Origin of the sequence: Aliigemmobacter aestuarii, assembly GCF_004799285.1 — a bacterium.
GTDB lineage: Bacteria > Pseudomonadota > Alphaproteobacteria > Rhodobacterales > Rhodobacteraceae > Aliigemmobacter > Aliigemmobacter aestuarii.
Window position 1 is genome coordinate 197442 of sequence record NZ_SSND01000003.1, and the last position, 18084, is coordinate 215525.

Below are 18084 nucleotides of genomic sequence, written 5' to 3' on the forward strand. Positions count from 1 at the left end.
GACCGTCGTCCCCGGCGGATATACCGGGGGCTTCACCGTGACCACACAGACAACCAAAGGGGGTTTCGTGGGTAGATGAAAAAGAACGTCCTCATCATCGGCGCTGGCGGCGTCGCTCAGGTCGTGGCGCATAAATGCGCGCAGAACAACGATGTGCTGGGAGATATCCATATCGCCAGCCGGACCCTCGCGAAATGCGAGGCGATCCTTGAGTCGGTCCGCGAGAAGAACGCGATGAAGGTTCCGGGCGTTCTTCGGGCCCATGCGGTCGACGCGATGGACAGCGCGGCGGTGGCGGCGCTGATCCGGACGACGGGCGCGCAGATCGTGATCAACGTGGGTTCGGCCTTCGTGAACATGACGGTGCTTCAGGCCTGCATCGACACCGGCGTGGCCTATATGGACACCGCGATTCACGAGGACCCGACGAAGATCTGCGAAACGCCGCCCTGGTATGGCAACTACGAATGGAAGCGCCGCGAGGCCTGTGAAAAGGCTGGCGTGACGGCGATTCTGGGTGTCGGCTTCGATCCCGGCGTCGTCAATGCCTATGCCCGGCTTGCGATCGACGGCTGGATGGACGAGGTCACCTCGATCGACATCGTCGACATCAACGCAGGCAGTCACGGGCGCTGGTTCGCCACCAACTTCGACCCCGAGATCAATTTCCGGGAATTCACCGGCACGGTGTATTCCTGGCAGAACGGCGCGTGGCAATCGAACAGCATGTTCGAGGTGGGCCGCGTCTGGGATCTGCCGGTGGTGGGCGAACAGAAGGCCTATATGACCGGCCATGACGAGGTGCATTCCCTGTCGGCCAATTACCCGCAGGCGGATGTGCGGTTCTGGATGGGCTTTGGCGACCATTATATCAACGTCTTCACCGTGCTGAAGAACCTTGGCCTGCTTTCGGAAAAACCGGTGACGACCGCCGAGGGGCAGGAGGTGATCCCGCTGAAGGTGGTGAAGGCCGTGCTGCCTGACCCGGCGAGCCTTGCGCCCGATTACACCGGCAAGACCTGCATCGGCGACCTTGTGAAAGGTGTGAAGGATGGCCAGCCCGTCGAGGTGTTTGTCTATAACGTGGCCGATCACAAGCAGGCCTATGAGGAAGTGGGCAGCCAGGGCATCAGCTATACCGCTGGCGTGCCACCGGTCGCGGCGGCGATGCTGATTGCCAGCGGCGAATGGGACGTGGGCCGGATGGCCAATGTCGAGGAACTGGACCCCAAGCCCTTCCTGACCATCCTCGACCGGATCGGCCTTCCCACGCGCGTCAAGGACGCGGCAGGCGACCGGCCCTGGAACGCCTGAGCCGTTCCTGACCGGGATCGCAGAAGGGGGGCTGTCTGCCCCCCTTTTTGGCTGCGCCAAACTCACCCCCCGAGGATATTTCCTCCAGAATGAAAGCAATTTGAAACAAGCCTGCTTCATTCTGGCCGAAATATCCCGGGGGTGGGGGCCGCAAGGCCCGAGGGGGCAGAGCCCCCTGCCTTCAGTCGGTCACATCGCCGCGACGCAAGCGCGCATCCCCATGGCGGGCCGGACAGCTTTCGCTTAGACTGTGCGCGGACGTTGCGAACGGAAAGAGCGATGATCGTAGAGCTTGGGCATTTCGCGCTGGTGCTGGCACTGGCCGTGGCAGTGTTGCAGACCGTGGTTCCGCTGGTGGGGGCGCACAAACGTTGGGCGACCTGGATGGCGGTAGGCGAGCCTGCAGCGGTGGTGCAGTTCCTGCTGGTCAGCTTTTCCTTCGCGGCACTGACCTATGCCTTCGTGACCTCGGACTTCTCGCTTTCGCTGGTGGTGATGAACAGCCACACCGACAAGCCGATGATCTACAAGATTTCGGGCGTGTGGGGGAACCACGAGGGGTCGCTTCTGCTGTGGGTGCTTATCCTGGCGCTGTTCGGGGCCTGTGCAAGTTGGTTCGGCGGCAACCTGCCGCCAACGCTGCGCGCGCGGGTGCTTGCGGTGCAGGGATCGATCGGCGTGGCGTTCCTGGCCTTCCTGCTGCTGACGTCGAACCCTTTCCTCCGCCTTGCGGAACCGCCGCTGAACGGGCGCGACCTGAACCCGCTTCTGCAGGATCCGGGGCTGGCGCTGCATCCGCCGTTCCTCTATCTCGGCTATGTTGGCCTTTCGATGGCCTTTTCCTTCGCCGTCGCCGCGCTGATCGAGGGCCGCGTCGATGCCGCCTGGGGACGCTGGGTTCGGCCCTGGACGCTTGCGGCCTGGGTGTTCCTGACCATCGGCATCGCGCTTGGGTCGTGGTGGGCCTATTACGAACTGGGCTGGGGCGGGTTCTGGTTCTGGGACCCGGTGGAAAACGCCTCGTTCATGCCCTGGCTGATTGCGGCGGCGCTGCTTCATTCCGCGATCGTGGTCGAAAAGCGCGAGGCGCTGAAAAGCTGGACGATCCTCCTGGCCATCGTGGCCTTCGGGTTTTCACTGATCGGCACGTTCATCGTGCGCTCGGGCGTCATCACCTCGGTCCATGCCTTCGCCAACGACCCCGAGCGGGGGATCTTCATCCTGCTGATCCTTGCCTTCTTCATGGGCGGGGCGCTGACCCTTTACGCCGCCCGCGCCAAGGCGATGGAGGCGAAGGGCGTCTTTGGCATCGTCAGCCGCGAAAGCGCGCTGGTGGTCAACAACATCCTTCTGGCGGTGGCCTGTTTCGTCGTCTTCATCGGCACGATCTGGCCGCTGGTGGCGGAACTGCTGTGGGACCGCAAGCTTTCGGTGGGTGCGCCCTTCTTCAACGCGGCCTTCTCGCCCTTCATGGTGGCTCTGGCCATGCTCATGCCTTTCGGCGCGCTGATCCCGTGGAAGCGGGCGCAGATCGGGCGGGGCATGGCGCCGCTGTGGCCGGTGCTGGCGTTGTCGGTGGCGTTCGGGGCGCTGATCTTTGCCATGCAGACCGGCCGTTCGGCGGTGGGTCCGGTCGCGGCGGCGCTTGGCCTCTGGGTCGTGCTGGGGGCGGGGGTCGACCTGTGGTCGCGCACCGGCCGGGGGACGATCGGCAACCGCCTTTCGCGCCTGACCCGCCTGCCGCGGGCCGACTGGGGCAAGGCCACTGCCCATTCGGGCATGGGCATCACGCTTTTTGCCGCCGCCGCCATGCATGCCTGGCAGGCCGAGGACATCCGCGTGGCGCAGATCGGGGAAACCTTCGCCTTCCATGGCTACGAGGTCACGCTGAACGCGGTCGAAGAGGTCGAGGGGCCGAACTACATCTCGACCATGGCGACGATGACGCTTGCCGCGAACGGGCGCGAGATCGCCGTGCTTCAGCCCGAAAAGCGGGTCTATCCGGTGCAGGCCATGCCCACGACCGAAGCCGCCATCGACTATGGCTTCACCCGCGACGTCTATCTGGTGATCGGCGACGAACAGGAAAACGGTGGCTGGGCGGTGCGCAGCTATTTCAAGCCTTTCGCCAACTGGCTCTGGATCGGGTCGGGGCTGATGGCGCTTGGCGGATTGTTCAGCCTTTCGGACCGCCGCTACCGCATCGCCGCCGGGGCGACGCGGACGCGGGCCATGGCCCAGCCGGCGGAGTGATCGCGATGCGCGCCCTGATCCTGTCTTTGGCCCTCGCCCTGACCCCGCTTGCCCCGGCCCTGGCCGTCCAGCCCGACGAGGTTCTGCCTGACCCGGCGCTGGAGGCGCGGGCGCGCGAGCTGTCCAAGGTGCTGCGCTGCCCGGTCTGCCAGGCCGAAAACATCGACGAATCGAACGCCGAACTCAGCCGCGACCTGCGGCTTCTGGTGCGCGAGCGGCTGGTCGAGGGCGACAGCGATCAGGAGGTGCTGGATTTCGTCGTGGCGCGCTATGGCGAATATGTGCTGTTCAAGCCCGATGCCTCGGGGACGAACCTGATCCTGTGGCTTGCAGGGCCCGCAATGCTTCTGCTGGGGCTCGGGGCCGCGGCGGTCTATCTCAGGGGCCGCAAGTCCGCGCCCGAACCCACGGTCGCGGGTCTTTCGGAGGACGAGCGCAAGCGTCTGGCCGAAATCCTGAAGGAGTGACGCTCCGTCTCTCTTTTCCGGCGCGGTGCGGGCGTTATGGTGGGGCCAAAGCCGCGCGCAGGACCGCCAGGGGAGCCCGACCATGATCTACCAGACCATCACCGTGACCCAAGCCGATGGTTTCGCCGTTCTGGCGATGAACCGGCCCGAGGTGATGAACGCCCTTTCGGGCCTGATGCGGGCCGAACTGCTGGCGGCCTTCCGCGCGGCCTCGCGCGAGGCGCGCTGCATCGTGCTGACAGGCACCGGACGGGCCTTCTGTTCCGGGCAGGACCTGGGCGACAGCGCCAGCATCTCGCAGATCGATCTGGAACGGACGCTGCGGGACGAATACGAACCGCTTCTGAAGGCGATCTACGATTGCCCCGTGCCCACGATCAGCGCGGTGAACGGCGCCGCCGCAGGGGCGGGGGCCAACCTCGCGCTGGCCGCCGATGTGGTCATCGCCACCGAAAGCGCCTCATTCATCCAGGCCTTTACCCGGATCGGCCTGATGCCGGACGCGGGCGGCACCTACTGGCTGCCACGCCAGGTGGGCATGGCCCGCGCGATGGGGGCGGCGCTTTTTGCCGAAAAGATCGGCGCGCGGCAGGCCGCGGACTGGGGCATGATCTGGGAATGCGTGGCCGATGACGTCTTCGAGGCGCATTGGCGGGCGCGGGCGGCGCATCTGGCCAAGGGACCGACGCGCGCCTATGCCGGGGTCAAGAAGGCGCTGCGGGCCTCGCATGCCAACGACCTGACGGCCCAGCTGGAGCTTGAGGCAAAGCTGCAGGGAGAATGTGGCCAGACGCATGATTTCCGCGAGGGCGTCCTTGCCTTCCTGGAAAAGCGTCCGGCCCGGTTCGAGGGGCGCTGACGGGCAGGGCGGTCCGCCGCGCCGTGTGGCGGGCGGCGGTCTGCCCGCCGCCGCGGCCGCTTCAGGCCCCGCGCGCCAGCGCCGCCACGCCCGTGCGCGCGATCTCGCGCAGGCCAAGCGGGCGCATCAGTTCGGCGAAGGCGTCGATCTTCTCGGGCGTTCCCGTCATCTCGAACACAAAGCTTTCCAGCGTCGAATCCACCACATTGGCGCGGAAGATCTCGGCCAGGCGCAGCGCCTCGATCCGGTTCTCGCCCTTGCCCGCGACCTTCAGAAGCGCCAGCTCGCGCTGCACGGCGGGGCCTTCCTCGGTCAGGTCATGGACCTCGTGGACCGGCACCATGCGTTCCAGCTGCGCCTTGATCTGGGCGATCACCTGCGGCGTGCCGCGGGTGACGACCGTGATCCGGGAACGGTGGCCAAGATGGTCGATTTCGGCCACGGTCAGGCTGTCGATGTTGTAGCCGCGGCCGGAAAACAGCCCGATCACGCGCGCCAGAACGCCGCTTTCGTTGTCCACGATCACTGCCAGCGTATGGCTTTCGATGACCTCGGCATGCGGGTCGCGCAGGTCATAGGCGGAATGGCTGGAAGAGCCTTGCTTGATGTTGAGCGGCGACATTCGCGCTCCCTTTCATTTTCTGTCTGCAAATATCCTCGGGGGGTGCGGGGGGCAGACAGCCCCCCGCCTTCGGCGGTCACACCAGAACCGCGCCACCCGCCTTGATCACGCCATGCGTTTCCGCATCGCCCAGAAGCATCTCGTTGTGCGGCTTGCCCGAGGGGATCATCGGGAAGCAGTTCTCGTGCCTCTCGACCAGGCAGTCGAAGACCACCGGCCCGTCGTAGCGGACCATCTCCATGATCGCGTCGTCCAGGTCCTTCGGGTCTTCGCACCTGATGCCCTTGCAGCCGAAGGCCTCGGCCAACTTGACGAAATCGGGCAGGCTCTCGCTCCAGGACTGGCTGTAGCGGCCGCCGTGCAGCAGGTCCTGCCACTGGCGCACCATGCCGAGGCGTTCGTTGTTCAGGATGAACTGCTTGACCGGCGCGCGGAACTGCATTGCCGTGCCCATCTCCTGCATGTTCATCAGCCAGGATGCCTCGCCCGCGACATTGATCACCAGCGCCTCGGGGTGGGCGATCTGCACCCCGATCGAGGCGGGCAGGCCATAGCCCATGGTGCCAAGGCCGCCCGATGTCATCCAGCGGTTCGGCGCGTCAAAGCCCAGGTACTGCGCCGCCCACATCTGGTGCTGGCCGACCTCGGTGGTCACATAGCGGTCCATCCCGCGGGTCAGTTCCTCAAGCCGCTGCATCGCATATTGCGGCTTGATGACCTTGTCGGAGTTGCGAAAATCAAGGCAGTTGACCGATTTCCATTCGGCGATCTGCTTCCACCACTTTTCCAGCCCGGCCTTGTTCACCTTGCGGCCGCGCGCCTTCCAGATGCGCAGCGCATCCTCCAGCACATGGCCCACGTCGCCCACGATCGGCACATCCACGCGGATCACCTTGTTGATCGACGATGGATCGATGTCGATGTGGACCTTGCGCGAATTCGGGCTGAAATCCTTCACCCGCCCGGTGATCCGGTCGTCGAAACGGGCGCCGACGTTGATCATCAGGTCGCAGCCATGCATCGCAAGGTTGGCCTCGTAAAGCCCGTGCATCCCCAGCATGCCCAGCCAGTTCTTGCCCGAGGCGGGATAGGCGCCAAGCCCCATCAGCGTCGAGGTGCAGGGAAAGCCCGTGGCATCCACGAATTCGCGCAACAGCTGGCTTGCCGCCGTGCCGGAGTTGATGACGCCGCCGCCGGTGTAGAAGATCGGGCGTTCGGCGGTTTCCATCATCTCGACCATGCGGGTGATGGCGTCGATGTCGCCCTTCACCTTCGGCGCGTAATGCGCGGTGCGGGCCTTTTGCGCCGGGGTGTAGTCGCCTTCGGCAAACTGCACGTCCTTCGGGATGTCGATCAGGACCGGGCCGGGGCGGCCCGAGGTGGCGACGTGGAAGGCCTGGTGGATGATGTCGGACAGCTTGTTGGTGTCCTTCACCAGCCAATTCATCTTGGTGCAGGGCCGCGTGATGCCCACCGTGTCGGCCTCCTGGAAGCCGTCGGTCCCGATCATGAAGGTCGGCACCTGACCGGTCAGCACGACCAGCGGGATCGAATCCATCAGCGCATCGACAAGGCCCGTCACCGCGTTCGTGGCGCCCGGCCCCGATGTCACAAGCACCACGCCCGGCTTGCCGGTCGACCGGGCATAGCCCTCGGCCATGTGGACCGCACCCTGTTCATGGCGCACAAGGATGTGGTGGATGTCGTTCTGCTGGAAGATCTCGTCATAGATCGGCAGCACCGCACCGCCCGGATAGCCGAAAACGACGTCCACGCCCTGATCCTTCAGGGCCTGAACCACCATCCGTGCGCCAGTCATCGACTTCGTCATAACGTCCGTCCTTCTTTGCCGCGCCTTCGCCGCAGCCATCGCCAACAAAAAGCCCCCGGGGGTCAGGCGGGGGCGCATGGAACCTCGTGATGGTCTACCGTCACCGGCCCATGCGCGAACTTCCTACCAAGACAAGAATGTGAAACATTCCGCGACCCCTTTGTTCGAGGCGGACACTAGGGCTGACCCGAGGGGGCGTCAACGGCAAAACGACGCAAAAAATGTCGCAGGGGTGTGAAAAGTTGTATTTTTATTTCGTAGCGGCGACTTTTTGTGAAATCTCGCGAAAGATCGGCCCGTGATCGGGGGGGTATCCATGCCCGAGTCGTCAGGCAATGCCGGGCCGGGGCCTGTAAGCCGCGCTTCTGTCGCGGGACCTGCATCCCGCACCGGCCGTCGTGACGCGACATGACCGGGGCGGGGCTGGCGAGCGGCGTGGCGGCCATGCTAGGGGATCGGCTGCCGGAACAGGAGCGGGGGGCAATGCCCGAGACAGCAGAGGCGGCCTTTCTGGCCTATGAAGCGGTGCGCGCGCGGCTGCCCGGCGCGCTTACACCGCGCGAATGGATTGCCGCCGGGTCGCTGGCGGACGTCTCGGATCGTTTCGACGTGTTCCTGCTCGATGCCTTCGGCGTCCTGAACATCGGTGAAACGACCATTCCGGAGGCAGTGGCGCGGGTTGCCGCCCTCAGGGCCGCGGGCAAGCGGGTGATGGTGCTTACCAACGCCGCCAGCCATACGGCCGCGGCACAGGCGGCGAAATACGCCCGGCTCGGTTTCGATTTTGCCGCCGGTGATGTCATCTCCAGCCGCGATGCCCTTCGGGCGGCGATGCCATCGGTCGGGGAAGGCCGTCGTTGGGGCGTGATGGCTGCGCCCGGCGACGGGTTCGAGGATTTCGTGGGCTATCACCTGTGGCCGCTTGGCGACGATCCGACGGTCTATGAGACGGTCGACGGGTTCCTGATGCTGTCCACCGCGGACTGGTCCGAGGCGCGGCAGGGGATGCTGACCCGGTCCCTTGCGGCGCGACCCCGGCCGGTTCTGGTCGGCAATCCCGATATCGTCGCGCCGCGCGAAACCGGCTTCACGCTGGAGCCGGGCCATTATGCGCACCGGCTGATCGACCGGACCGGGATTTCGGCCCGGTTCTTCGGCAAGCCGTTCCGGAACATCTTTGACCTTGCCTTTGCCCGCCTGCCCGACGGGTTCGACCGGGCGCGGGTGGTGATGGTGGGCGACAGCCTTCACACCGACATCCTGGGCGGTCGGGCGGCCGGGGTCGCGACCGCGCTGGTCACGGGCTTCGGCTTTTTTGCCGGGCACGACGTGGCCCCCTTCATCCGGCAAAGCGGGATCACCCCGGATTTCATCCTGGATCGCACCTGACGGCGCTGATCGCCGTTGTGTCCCTGAGGTGCCTGAGGTGCCTATGGTCCCTGACGCGCGCGCGATGTGAAACGTCGCGACCCGGTCTTGCCTTTCGTGCACCAGTCGGGAACGATGGCCGCCGTATGAAAGCGAGGAGGCCAAGCCATGTTCAATGCCCTTGTCGTCGAGAAGGCCGAAGACGGCAGCACCAGCGCCTCCGTGCAGCGGCTGGATGACAGCCGCCTGCCCGAAGGCGATGTGACCGTGGCGGTGGAATATTCCACGGTCAACTACAAGGACGGGCTGTGCCTGACCACCGGCGGGGGGCTGGTGCGGACCTGGCCCCATGTGCCGGGCATCGACTTTGCCGGCGTGGTCGAAACCTCGTCGGACCCGCGCTATGCGCCGGGCGACCGGGTGGTGCTGACCGGCTGGCGGGTGGGCGAGGTGCATTGGGGCGGCTATGCGCAGAAGGCGCGGGTCAGGGCCGACTGGCTGGTGCCCTTGCCCGAAGGGCTGACCACGCGGGCCGCGATGGCCGTGGGCACGGCGGGCTTCACTGCGATGCTGGCCGTCATGGCGCTTGAGGATCACGGGCTGAAGCCGGGGCAGGGGCCGGTTCTGGTGACCGGGGCTGCGGGCGGCGTCGGATCGGTCGCGACGGCGATCCTCGCCCATCTGGGATACGAGGTCGCCGCCGTCACCGGCCGGCCCGAGACGGAACCCTACCTGCGGGATCTGGGTGCCACCCAGATCGTCCCGCGCGAGACGATCAACGAAACCGTCAAGCGCCCGCTGGAAGCCGAAACCTGGGCGGGCTGCGTCGATGCGGTGGGGGGCGCGATGCTGGCGCGCGTTCTGGGGCAGATGAAATACGGCACCTCGGTTGCGGCGGTCGGGCTGGCGGGGGGCGCGGCGCTGCCTGCGACGGTCGTGCCTTTCCTGCTGCGGGGCGTCAACCTTCTGGGGATCGACAGCGTGATGCGCCCCTATGACGACCGCGTGCGCGCCTGGGGCCGCATCGCCCGCGACCTGCCGATGGACAAGCTCGAGGCGATGATCCAGCCCGCGACACTGGGCGATCTGCCCGCACTGGGGCCCGCGATCCTGAAAGGTCAGGTCAAGGGCCGTGTCGTCGTGGACGTGAACGCCTGAGCCGGGGTGCGGTCCGGCGCCCGAATCCTGCGCCTGTATCCCGCGCGGGACCTCGGCCCCCCGTCCGGGCCCTTGCCTGGTGACGAACCCGTCCTGCAGCCTGTCGCAAACGGGCGCGGCGCCGTGCAGGTCCTGTTGCACGATACCCGCAACCACGCCAACCGTCAGAGGCCCCGATGCCCGAACCGCGCCTGAAATTCACCCGCGAGGAATTCGCCGCCCGGATCGACCGCACAAGGGCCGCGATGCAGGCCCGCGGGCTGGATCTGCTGATCGTCACCGATCCGTCGAACATGAACTGGCTGACGGGCTATGACGGATGGTCCTTCTATGTGCATCAATGCGTGGTGCTGCCCCTGTCGGGCGAACCCCTTTGGTTCGGGCGCGGCATGGATGCCGAAGGCGCGCGCCACACCGCCTGGCTGGCCGAGGAAAGCCTGATCGCCTATCCCGACCATTACGTGCAGTCCACCGAACGCCACCCGATGGATTACCTGTCGGCGCGGCTGGCCGATCGCGGCCTTGGCGGCCTGCGCACCGGGGTTGAGATGGACAACTACTGGTTCACCGCAGCGGCCTTCGCGAGCCTTCAGCGCGGGCTTCCCGATGCGCGGTTTTCCGATGCGACGGGGCTTGTGAACTGGCAGCGGGCGGTCAAGTCGCCGCAGGAAATCGCCTATATGCGGAACGCCGCGCGGCTGGTCGAGGCGATGCACGCCCGCATCCTCGACGTGGCCGAGGTGGGGATGCGCAAATGCGATCTGGTGGCCGAGATCTATGACGCCTCATTGCGCGGCGTGCCGGGGATTGGCGGCGACTATCCGGCGATCGTGCCCATGCTGCCCTCGGGCGCCGAGGCCGCGGCCCCGCATCTGACCTGGGATGACCGGCCGATGAAGCCGGGCGAGGGGACGTTCTTTGAAATCGCCGGGGCCTTCAACCGCTATCACTGCCCGCTGTCGCGCACGCTGTTTTTGGGCAAGCCCACCGATGCCTTCCTGAAGGCCGAAGAGGCGGTTCTGGAAGGGATGGAGGCGGGCCTTGCCGCCGCGCGCCCCGGCAACACCTGCGAGGATATCGCGCTGGCCTTCTTCGCCACGCTGGAACGGCACGGGTTCCACAAGGACAGCCGCACCGGATACGGCATCGGCGTAAGTTATCCGCCGGACTGGGGCGAACGCACGATGAGCCTGCGCCGGGGCGACCGGACCGAACTGAAACCCGGCATGACCTTCCATTTCATGACCGGACTCTGGCTGGCCGACATGGGGCTGGAGATCACCGAATCGATCCTGATCACCGAGGGCGGCGTGGAGTGCCTCGCCAATGTCCCGCGCAAGCTGTTCGTGAAGGACTGAAGCCATGACCCGCCCCAACCCCATCGTGCCCACGGTCGATTTCGACGCCGAGGGCGTGCAGCACGGCTTCCTCAGGCTTCCCTACAGCCGCGACGACAGCGCCTGGGGGTCGGTGATGATCCCGGTCACGGTGGTGAAGAACGGCGAGGGGCCGACCGCGCTTTTGACCGGGGCCAACCACGGCGACGAATACGAAGGCCCGATCGCGTTGATGAATCTGGCGCGCAGCCTGTCGCCGGATCAGGTGACAGGGCGCGTGATCATCGTTCCGGCGATGAATTATCCGGCCTTCCTCGCTGGCACCCGCACCTCGCCCATCGACCGGGGCAACATGAACCGCAGCTTTCCCGGCCGCCCCGACGGGACGGTGACGGAAAAGATCGCGGATTTCTTCCAGCGCGTCCTTCTGCCGATGGCCGATGTCGTTCTGGATTTCCATTCCGGCGGCAGGACGCTGGATTTCCTGCCCTTCTGCGCGGCGCATGTCCTGCCCGACAAGCGGCAGGATGCCGAGGCCTTCCGTCTGGTGCGCGCCTTCGGCGCCCCCTGGTCGGTCCGCATGCTCGAGATCGACGCCGTCGGCATGTATGACAGCGCCGCCGAAGAGATGGGCAAGGTCTTTGTCACCACCGAACTGGGCGGGGCGGGGACGGCCAGCGCGACAAGCGCGGGCATCGCCCGGCGCGGCGTCCGCAACTTGCTGGTCGCGGCGGGGATCCTGCGGGGCGAGGTCGAGGCGGGCGAAACGCGCTGGCTCGACATGCCCGACGGCGATTGCTTTACCTTCGCCGAGGATGGCGGGCTGATCGAATTCCTGTTCGATCTGGGCGACCGGATCGAACGCGGGCAGGCCGTGGCGCGGATCTGGCCCACCGGCCGCACCGGGGCCGATCCGGTGGAACTGGCCGCGCGGCGTTCGGGCCTTCTGGCCGCGCGCCATGTGCCCGGCCTGGTCAAGCCCGGCGACTGTGTCGCGGTCATCGCGGTCGAAGTGGACGGGTAGGCGGGCCTTGCGGGCGCGCGCTCAGCGTCGCCCCGGCTGGCGCAGGGGGATCTGGTCCACCGCCTCGCGCCCGGCCTCGGTTCCGAAATGCTGAAGCTGGCTCAGGCCGGGGAACTGCGTTTTCACCGCCCCCGACAGTTCGGGCGGAAGCCGGTTCACCACGGCCTCTGTCACCATCAGGCTTTCGGCGGGGATCCCTTCGGCATAGATGATCTCGTGCCGGTCAAAGACCAGGCTCAGATAGTCGACAAAACCGCCCTCGCGCAGAAAAACCGTGTCATCGTTCACCAGATGCTTGGCCTGCACAAGGACTTCGGACGTGGGCAGCCGCCGTCCCGCGCGGTTCCTGAGGTAGAGGAACATCCGGTGGTGCTGGCTGACGATCAGATCGCCCGCATTCCCCATTGCGCCCGCCGTGATCACCACGGGGGCAAAGGCACCGACGGCCCGCAGGGTCGCCCGGCCCACCCATCGCACCGGCTGCACGCCGTGATCGCGCGTCAGCACCCCGTCGCCTGAGGCCAGCGTCTCGATCGCGCGCTGGCTGCCGTCACCCATCGTGATCATCGTGCCAAGCGCGAAGGAGACGCAAAGCAGGTCGGACAGCTGCACCTCTTCCGGGGCATCCTCGACCACCAGAAGCGTGTATTCCACCCCCGCGCCCATCGGCGACAGCGGAAGCGCATAGATCCCCTCGGCGCTGCCGCCCAGATGAAGCACCAAAAGCTCGACCCGGTTGCCGTCATCACCCATCAGCGTATAGCGACCCAGAAGCGTGATCGCGTCGCCCGGCTCGCCAAGTGCCGACCCGGCGGCGACCCGGCGGCCGCCCCCGCTGCCGGTCTGGACCATAAGCCGCAGCGGAAGCGCATCGTCGAAAAGCGCATAGGTGTCGCCGGGACAGACCGATTTCGGGTCCGACAGGCCATCCCCCAGGTTCGCGCCTGAAATCACGGCAATATCATCGGCCCAGAAGACCATGCAGGCATGGCCGGGAAGATCGTGCCGGGGCGTTTTCTCGGTGGGTTTCATCGCTTGCGGGTCTGGCCTTGTTTCCTTTGGCGCGTTGTTCCCTGCCTCTAGCGGCAGAAAGATCGGGCGCAAACCGAATCTGCCGCGCCTTCATGGCGAAGATGCGGCATCGTTGGGAAAGGATCGCGCCGCATCCACGGCCTGCGCCCCTTTTCGCCGCTGGACGGGGCTGCTAGGTCTGGACCGGACAGGAAGAAGGAGGATCACGATGGATCTGGGAATTCGCGGCAAGCGGGCGCTGGTCTGCGCGTCGTCCAAGGGGCTGGGACGCGGCTGCGCCGAGGCGCTTGCGGCAGCGGGCGTCGATCTGGTGCTGAACGCGCGCGGGGCCGCGGCGCTTGAGGAAACCGCGGCGGCGATCCGGGCGGCGCACGGGGTCGAGGTGACGGCGGTCGCGGCGGATGTCACGACCGAAGAAGGCCGCGCGGCGGTTCTGGCGGCGGCCGGGGATGTCGACATCCTCGTGACCAATGCAGGCGGCCCGCCCCCCGGCCTGTGGAGCGACTGGAGCCGCGAGGATTTCGTCAAGGCGCTCGATGCCAACATGCTGACCCCGATCGCGCTGATGCAGGCCTGCCTGCCGGGGATGATCGCGCGCGGCTGGGGCAGGGTCGTCAACATCACCTCGCAATCGGTGAAGGCTCCGATCCCCCAGCTTGGCCTGTCGAATGCGGCGCGGGCGGGACTGACCGGGTTTGTCGCGGGAACCGCGCGCCAGGTCGCGCCGCATGGCGTGACGATCAACAACCTCTTGCCCGGCATCCACGACACCGACCGCGCCACCGCGCTGGATAGCGGGGTGGTCAAGGCCCGCGGCATCACGATGAACGAGGCCCGGGCCGAACGCATGGCCACGATCCCGGCCCGCCGTTATGGCACACCCGAGGAATTCGGCGCGACCTGCGCATTCCTGTGCAGCCAGCACGCAGGGTTCATCGTGGGCCAGAACATCCTTCTTGACGGCGGCGCGACCAACGCCACGCTGTGACGCCGCATTGCGTCATGTGGCGGCGCATGTGCGCCGCCAGCCCTTCCTTCGTCGCGGGCTTTCACTTGCCACCCGTGGCGGGGCCTGATAGGCGTCAAACCCGATGAAATCGCTCGGATACCTTCTCCCGTGATCGCTGCCGATCCCGCCCCGCACCGCCTCGATGTCCGGCATCTGAGCCGGTCCTTTGGCGCGCTGTCGGTGGTGGATGACGTCAGCCTGACGATCGCGCCGGGGCAGGTGACCTGCCTTCTTGGCCCGTCGGGCTGCGGCAAGTCGACGACGCTGCGGATGATCGCGGGCGTGGAACGCCCCGACCGGGGCGAGATCCGGATCGACGGGCAGGCGGTGTTCGCCCCCGGCCGGAACCTGCCGCCCGAGGCGCGTTCGGTTGGGCTGATGTTTCAGGACTTCGCGCTGTTTCCGCATCTGACGGTGGCGCAGAACGTGGCCTTCGGGCTGACCGGAGACCGGGCCGCGCGGGCGCTCCGTGTCGATGAACTGCTGGAGCGGGTGAACCTCTCCGGCTACCAGAAGAAACATCCCCACCAGCTCTCGGGCGGCGAACAGCAGCGCGTGGCGCTTGCACGGGCGCTGGCCCCGCGACCGCGCGTGATGCTGATGGACGAACCCTTCTCGGGTCTCGACAACCGCCTGCGCGACGGCATTCGTGACACCACGCTGGAAATCCTGAAGGACGAGGGCGCGGGCGTGCTTCTCGTCACGCATGAACCCGACGAGGCGCTGCGCATGGCCGACGAGATCGCGCTGATGCGCGCGGGCCGGATTGTCCAGCGCGGCAGCCCCTACAACGTCTACAACGCCCCCGTGGACAAGGCGGCGGCGGCCTTCTTCAGCGATATCAACGTGATCCGCGGCGTGTCGCGCGGCGCGCTGACCGAAACTCCCTTCGGTGCCTTCCTCACACCCGGCCATGCCGACGGAGCCGAGGTGGAAATCATCATCCGGCCGCAACATCTGAAGATAGATTTCGACAGGGGCGGGCGCGGCCCGAACCCGACGCCGCAAGAAGGCACGCCCGCGCGCGGCACCGTGGTCAGGTCCCGCTTTCTCGGGCGCGAAAGCCTGGTGGAATTCGCGATGGATTTCGGTCAGCAGAAGCTGACGGCGACCGTGCCGGGGGTGTTCCTGCCCAAGCCCGGAACCGCGCTCTGGCTGATGATCCGACGCGACCGCTGTTTCGTCTTCCCCGCCGCCGGGCGCCGGACCTGACCGGGTACTGGGGGGCTCTGCCCCCTCGGGCCTTGCGGCCCTCGCCCCCGGGATATTTGGATCAGGTTGAATGGCATTTGAATCAAATTGCTTTCAACCTGGCGAAAATACCCTCGGGGGGTGAATTTGCCGAAGGCAAAGAGGGGGGCAGACAGCCCCCCTTCCGTTTCCGCCTCAATCGTCGGGCGAGCTTCGGGCGCGGTAATCGGCCAGCCTGCGTCCCGGTTCGTCCGGGAAGGTCTCGCCCGTGGGTTCCAGCGCCAGGATCCGGTCGACGCGGAAGCTGCGGAAATCGCCGCGCGCCTCGCACCAGGCGGCGAGCGTCCAGACCCGGCCCCAGAACTCCAGCTGCAGGGGGCGGATATCGCGATGGGTCTGCCGGCCGTCTAGGTCGAGATAGGTGATCGTCAGCCGCTCGTGCGTGCGGATCGCGGCGCGGATCGTGGGCAGGTGGGGGGCTGCGCGCTGTGCCTGATCGCCGGGAAAGACGAAAAGTTCGTCCTCGTCGGGCAGGGTGGCGTGCTGGGGGGCGACGGCGGCGATCTTGGCGGCCAGATTGCGCGCCGCGCGCCCCAGCCCAGGGTCGGCGCCTTCCGCGACCAGCCGCACGCCAAGCCGCAGCGCCTCCATTTCGTCGGCGGTCAGCACCATCGGCGGCAGCGTGATCGGGGCGCGCAGGATGTATCCCACGCCGCGCTCCCCCTCGACCGGCAGGCCCGAGGCCATCAGCGTGGCCATGTCGCGCCAGACCGTGCGGGTCGAGACCTCGAGCCGCTCTGCCAGATCCTGCGCCCGGTGCAACCGCCCGTCGCGCAGGATCTGGATGAGGTCGAACAGGCGGTCGGTGCGTCGCATGGGGGCAGGGTGGCGCGGGTCGGCTAAGGCGTCAATTCCCGATTGGCTGGCCGGACATGGCAAGGGCGACGGGCAGATGCCGCATCGCGAGGCTCGCGGGGGCGATCATCGCCATGAACGGGGCAAAGGCCGGCGCTTCCCTCATCGCCTGCGCCGCCGACCGGGCGGCGGTCAGGCTGTCCCATTCCACCAGATCGACCCAGACGCCGGTCTCGTCCCGCCCAAGGCTGCGGTTGCGAAAGCCGGGTTGGGCCGCGACCAGCGGGCGGGTCGCCTCGGCCACGGCAAGAAAATCTTCCGGATCGGTGCTGTGGATCAGGCGGAAGGTGACGAGTTCGAGAACGGTCGCGGGCATCGGGAACCTCCATCGGATGCGGGTGTGCCTCCGGGTTCTCGCATGGGCCAACCGACAACAGCCTGTCGGTAATGTTTTCCCGTTCAGTCCAGCACCACAAGCACGTGGCGCTTGCGCCCGGCGGTCAGCTTCAGCGGGTCGACCAGATGGCTCGGCCCATAGCGCAGACCCGCATCGGTGACGATCTCGTCGTTCACCCGAGCACCACCCTCGGCGATCAGGCGCTTTGCGTCCTTGCCCGAGGCCGCAAGCCCCGCCTTGACGAAAAGCTGGACGATGCCCAGGCCTTCGGCGGCTTCGGCTGCACTGACGCGGACGGTCGGCAGATCCTCGCCCACGCCGCCCTTTTCAAAGACCTCGCGCGCGGTGGCCTCGGCTGCGGCGGCGGCCTCGGCGCCGTGGCAGAGCGCCGTCACCTCATTGGCGAGGATCACCTTGGCGGCGTTGATCTCGGACCCGGCGAGCGCGCCGAGGCGGTCGCATTCCTCGACCGGCAGTTCGGTATAGAGCTTCAGGAAGCGGCCCACGTCGGCATCGGTCGTGTTGCGCCAGAACTGCCAGAATTCGTAAGGCGAAAGCATGTCGCCGTTGAGCCAGACCGCGCCCGAGGCGGACTTGCCCATCTTCTTGCCGTCCGACGTGGTCAGCAGCGGCGATGTCAGCCCATAGACCTCGCCGTCGATCACCCGGCGGGTCAGGTCGATCCCGTTGACGATGTTGCCCCACTGGTCCGACCCGCCCATCTGCAAGAGGCAGCCGTAGCGGCGGTGCAGTTCGAGGAAATCATAGGCCTGAAGGATCATGTAGTTGAATTCAAGGAACGACAGCGATTGTTCGCGGTCCAGCCGCGATTTCACGGATTCGAAGGACAGCATCCGGTTGACAGAAAAATGTCGCCCGATGTCGCGCAGGAAATCGAGGTAGTTCAGGCCATCAAGCCATTCGGCATTGTTCAGCATCAGCGCATCGGCTGGGCCGTCGCCAAAGCGGACATAGGCGGTAAAGACCCGCCGGATACCGGCGATGTTCTCGTCGATCTGGGCAGGCGTCAGCAGCGGCCGTTCGTCGGCCCGGAACGAGGGGTCTCCCACCTTGGTGGTGCCGCCACCCATCAGGACGATCGGCCGACCGCCGCATTTTTGCAGCCAGCGCAGCATCATGATCTGGATCAGGCTGCCGACGTGCAGCGATTTCGCGGTCGCGTCAAAGCCGATATAGCCCGGCACGATTCCCTTCACGAAGGCCTCGTCCAGCGCCTGGTAATCGGTGCAGTCGGCCAGAAAGCCGCGCTCGATCATCACGCGCATGAAATCGGATTTCGGATGGTAGGTCATTGCCGTCTCGTGCTTTGATGGACGAGCGCGGTATAACGGGCAAAAGGGGCAGGG

The 18084-nt window shown here is 66.5% G+C and carries 16 protein-coding genes; 10 read left to right on the forward strand and 6 right to left on the reverse strand.

Translation table 11 applies throughout. The features are described 5' to 3' along the window. Window positions 1-75 precede the first annotated feature (75 nt). The 4 genes from E7811_RS12200 (at window position 76) to E7811_RS12215 (ending at window position 4893) form a co-directional block, all read left to right on the forward strand. Window positions 76-1314: a saccharopine dehydrogenase family protein gene (locus E7811_RS12200; RefSeq protein ID WP_136394934.1), complete on the forward strand. Its 1239-nt coding sequence runs from the start codon at window positions 76-78 to the stop codon at window positions 1312-1314. A gap of 279 nt (window positions 1315-1593) precedes the next feature. Next, the gene (locus E7811_RS12205; protein WP_136394935.1) at window positions 1594-3567 is read left to right on the forward strand and encodes a heme lyase CcmF/NrfE family subunit; all 1974 of its coding nucleotides are present in this window, start codon (window positions 1594-1596) and stop codon (window positions 3565-3567) included. Window positions 3568-3572: 5 nt separating this feature from the next. After that, window positions 3573-4034 carry a cytochrome c-type biogenesis protein gene (locus tag E7811_RS12210; RefSeq protein WP_136394936.1) on the forward strand — a complete coding sequence of 154 codons (462 nt, stop codon included), beginning with the start codon at window positions 3573-3575 and terminating at the stop codon, window positions 4032-4034. 82 nt (window positions 4035-4116) lie between these two features. Beyond that, on the forward strand, window positions 4117-4893 hold the full coding sequence (locus tag E7811_RS12215) for an enoyl-CoA hydratase-related protein (protein ID WP_136394937.1): 777 nt from the start codon (window positions 4117-4119) through the stop codon (window positions 4891-4893). A gap of 61 nt (window positions 4894-4954) precedes the next feature. Here the strand turns inward: E7811_RS12215 and ilvN are convergent, their stop codons facing one another. Next, window positions 4955-5515, reverse strand: coding sequence for an acetolactate synthase small subunit (ilvN, locus tag E7811_RS12220; RefSeq protein ID WP_136394938.1), 561 nt, complete (start codon window positions 5513-5515; stop codon window positions 4955-4957). A gap of 76 nt (window positions 5516-5591) precedes the next feature. Continuing rightward, the gene (locus E7811_RS12225) at window positions 5592-7346 is read right to left on the reverse strand and encodes an acetolactate synthase 3 large subunit (protein WP_136394939.1); all 1755 of its coding nucleotides are present in this window, start codon (window positions 7344-7346) and stop codon (window positions 5592-5594) included. Between the two features lie 483 nt (window positions 7347-7829). Between E7811_RS12225 and E7811_RS12230 the strand changes: the two genes are divergently transcribed. The 4 genes from E7811_RS12230 (at window position 7830) to doeB (ending at window position 12233) form a co-directional block, all read left to right on the forward strand. Continuing rightward, the gene (locus tag E7811_RS12230; RefSeq protein WP_136394940.1) at window positions 7830-8735 is read left to right on the forward strand and encodes an HAD-IIA family hydrolase; all 906 of its coding nucleotides are present in this window, start codon (window positions 7830-7832) and stop codon (window positions 8733-8735) included. A 147-nt stretch (window positions 8736-8882) separates the two neighbouring features. Continuing rightward, entirely contained in the window at window positions 8883-9872 is a 990-nt protein-coding gene (gene acuI, locus E7811_RS12235) for an acryloyl-CoA reductase (protein WP_136394941.1), read from the forward strand. Window positions 9873-10048: 176 nt separating this feature from the next. Then, window positions 10049-11230 carry an ectoine hydrolase DoeA gene (gene doeA, locus E7811_RS12240; protein ID WP_136394942.1) on the forward strand — a complete coding sequence of 394 codons (1182 nt, stop codon included), beginning with the start codon at window positions 10049-10051 and terminating at the stop codon, window positions 11228-11230. A gap of 4 nt (window positions 11231-11234) precedes the next feature. Then, a complete protein-coding gene (gene doeB, locus E7811_RS12245; RefSeq protein WP_136394943.1) occupies window positions 11235-12233 on the forward strand; it encodes a N(2)-acetyl-L-2,4-diaminobutanoate deacetylase DoeB in 999 nt (332 codons plus the stop codon). A 21-nt stretch (window positions 12234-12254) separates the two neighbouring features. On the opposite strand, the gene E7811_RS12250 is transcribed toward doeB, so the two are convergent. Next, window positions 12255-13265 (reverse strand): Hint domain-containing protein, encoded by a 1011-nt coding sequence (locus E7811_RS12250; protein WP_246020416.1) that lies wholly within the window; start codon window positions 13263-13265, stop codon window positions 12255-12257. A 208-nt stretch (window positions 13266-13473) separates the two neighbouring features. Between E7811_RS12250 and E7811_RS12255 the strand changes: the two genes are divergently transcribed. After that, complete coding sequence (locus E7811_RS12255) at window positions 13474-14253, forward strand: SDR family oxidoreductase (RefSeq protein ID WP_136394944.1); 780 nt, start codon at window positions 13474-13476, stop codon at window positions 14251-14253. 132 nt (window positions 14254-14385) lie between these two features. Beyond that, on the forward strand, window positions 14386-15486 hold the full coding sequence (locus E7811_RS12260) for an ABC transporter ATP-binding protein (RefSeq protein WP_136395210.1): 1101 nt from the start codon (window positions 14386-14388) through the stop codon (window positions 15484-15486). Window positions 15487-15660: 174 nt separating this feature from the next. Here E7811_RS12260 and E7811_RS12265 read toward each other — a convergent pair whose 3' ends face one another. The 3 genes from E7811_RS12265 to tyrS form a co-directional block, all read right to left on the reverse strand. Next, complete coding sequence (locus E7811_RS12265; protein WP_136394945.1) at window positions 15661-16341, reverse strand: helix-turn-helix transcriptional regulator; 681 nt, start codon at window positions 16339-16341, stop codon at window positions 15661-15663. A gap of 31 nt (window positions 16342-16372) precedes the next feature. After that, the gene (locus E7811_RS12270; protein ID WP_136394946.1) at window positions 16373-16696 is read right to left on the reverse strand and encodes an antibiotic biosynthesis monooxygenase family protein; all 324 of its coding nucleotides are present in this window, start codon (window positions 16694-16696) and stop codon (window positions 16373-16375) included. 83 nt (window positions 16697-16779) lie between these two features. Then, window positions 16780-18030: a tyrosine--tRNA ligase gene (gene tyrS, locus E7811_RS12275; RefSeq protein ID WP_136394947.1), complete on the reverse strand. Its 1251-nt coding sequence runs from the start codon at window positions 18028-18030 to the stop codon at window positions 16780-16782. Window positions 18031-18084: the final 54 nt, after the last annotated feature.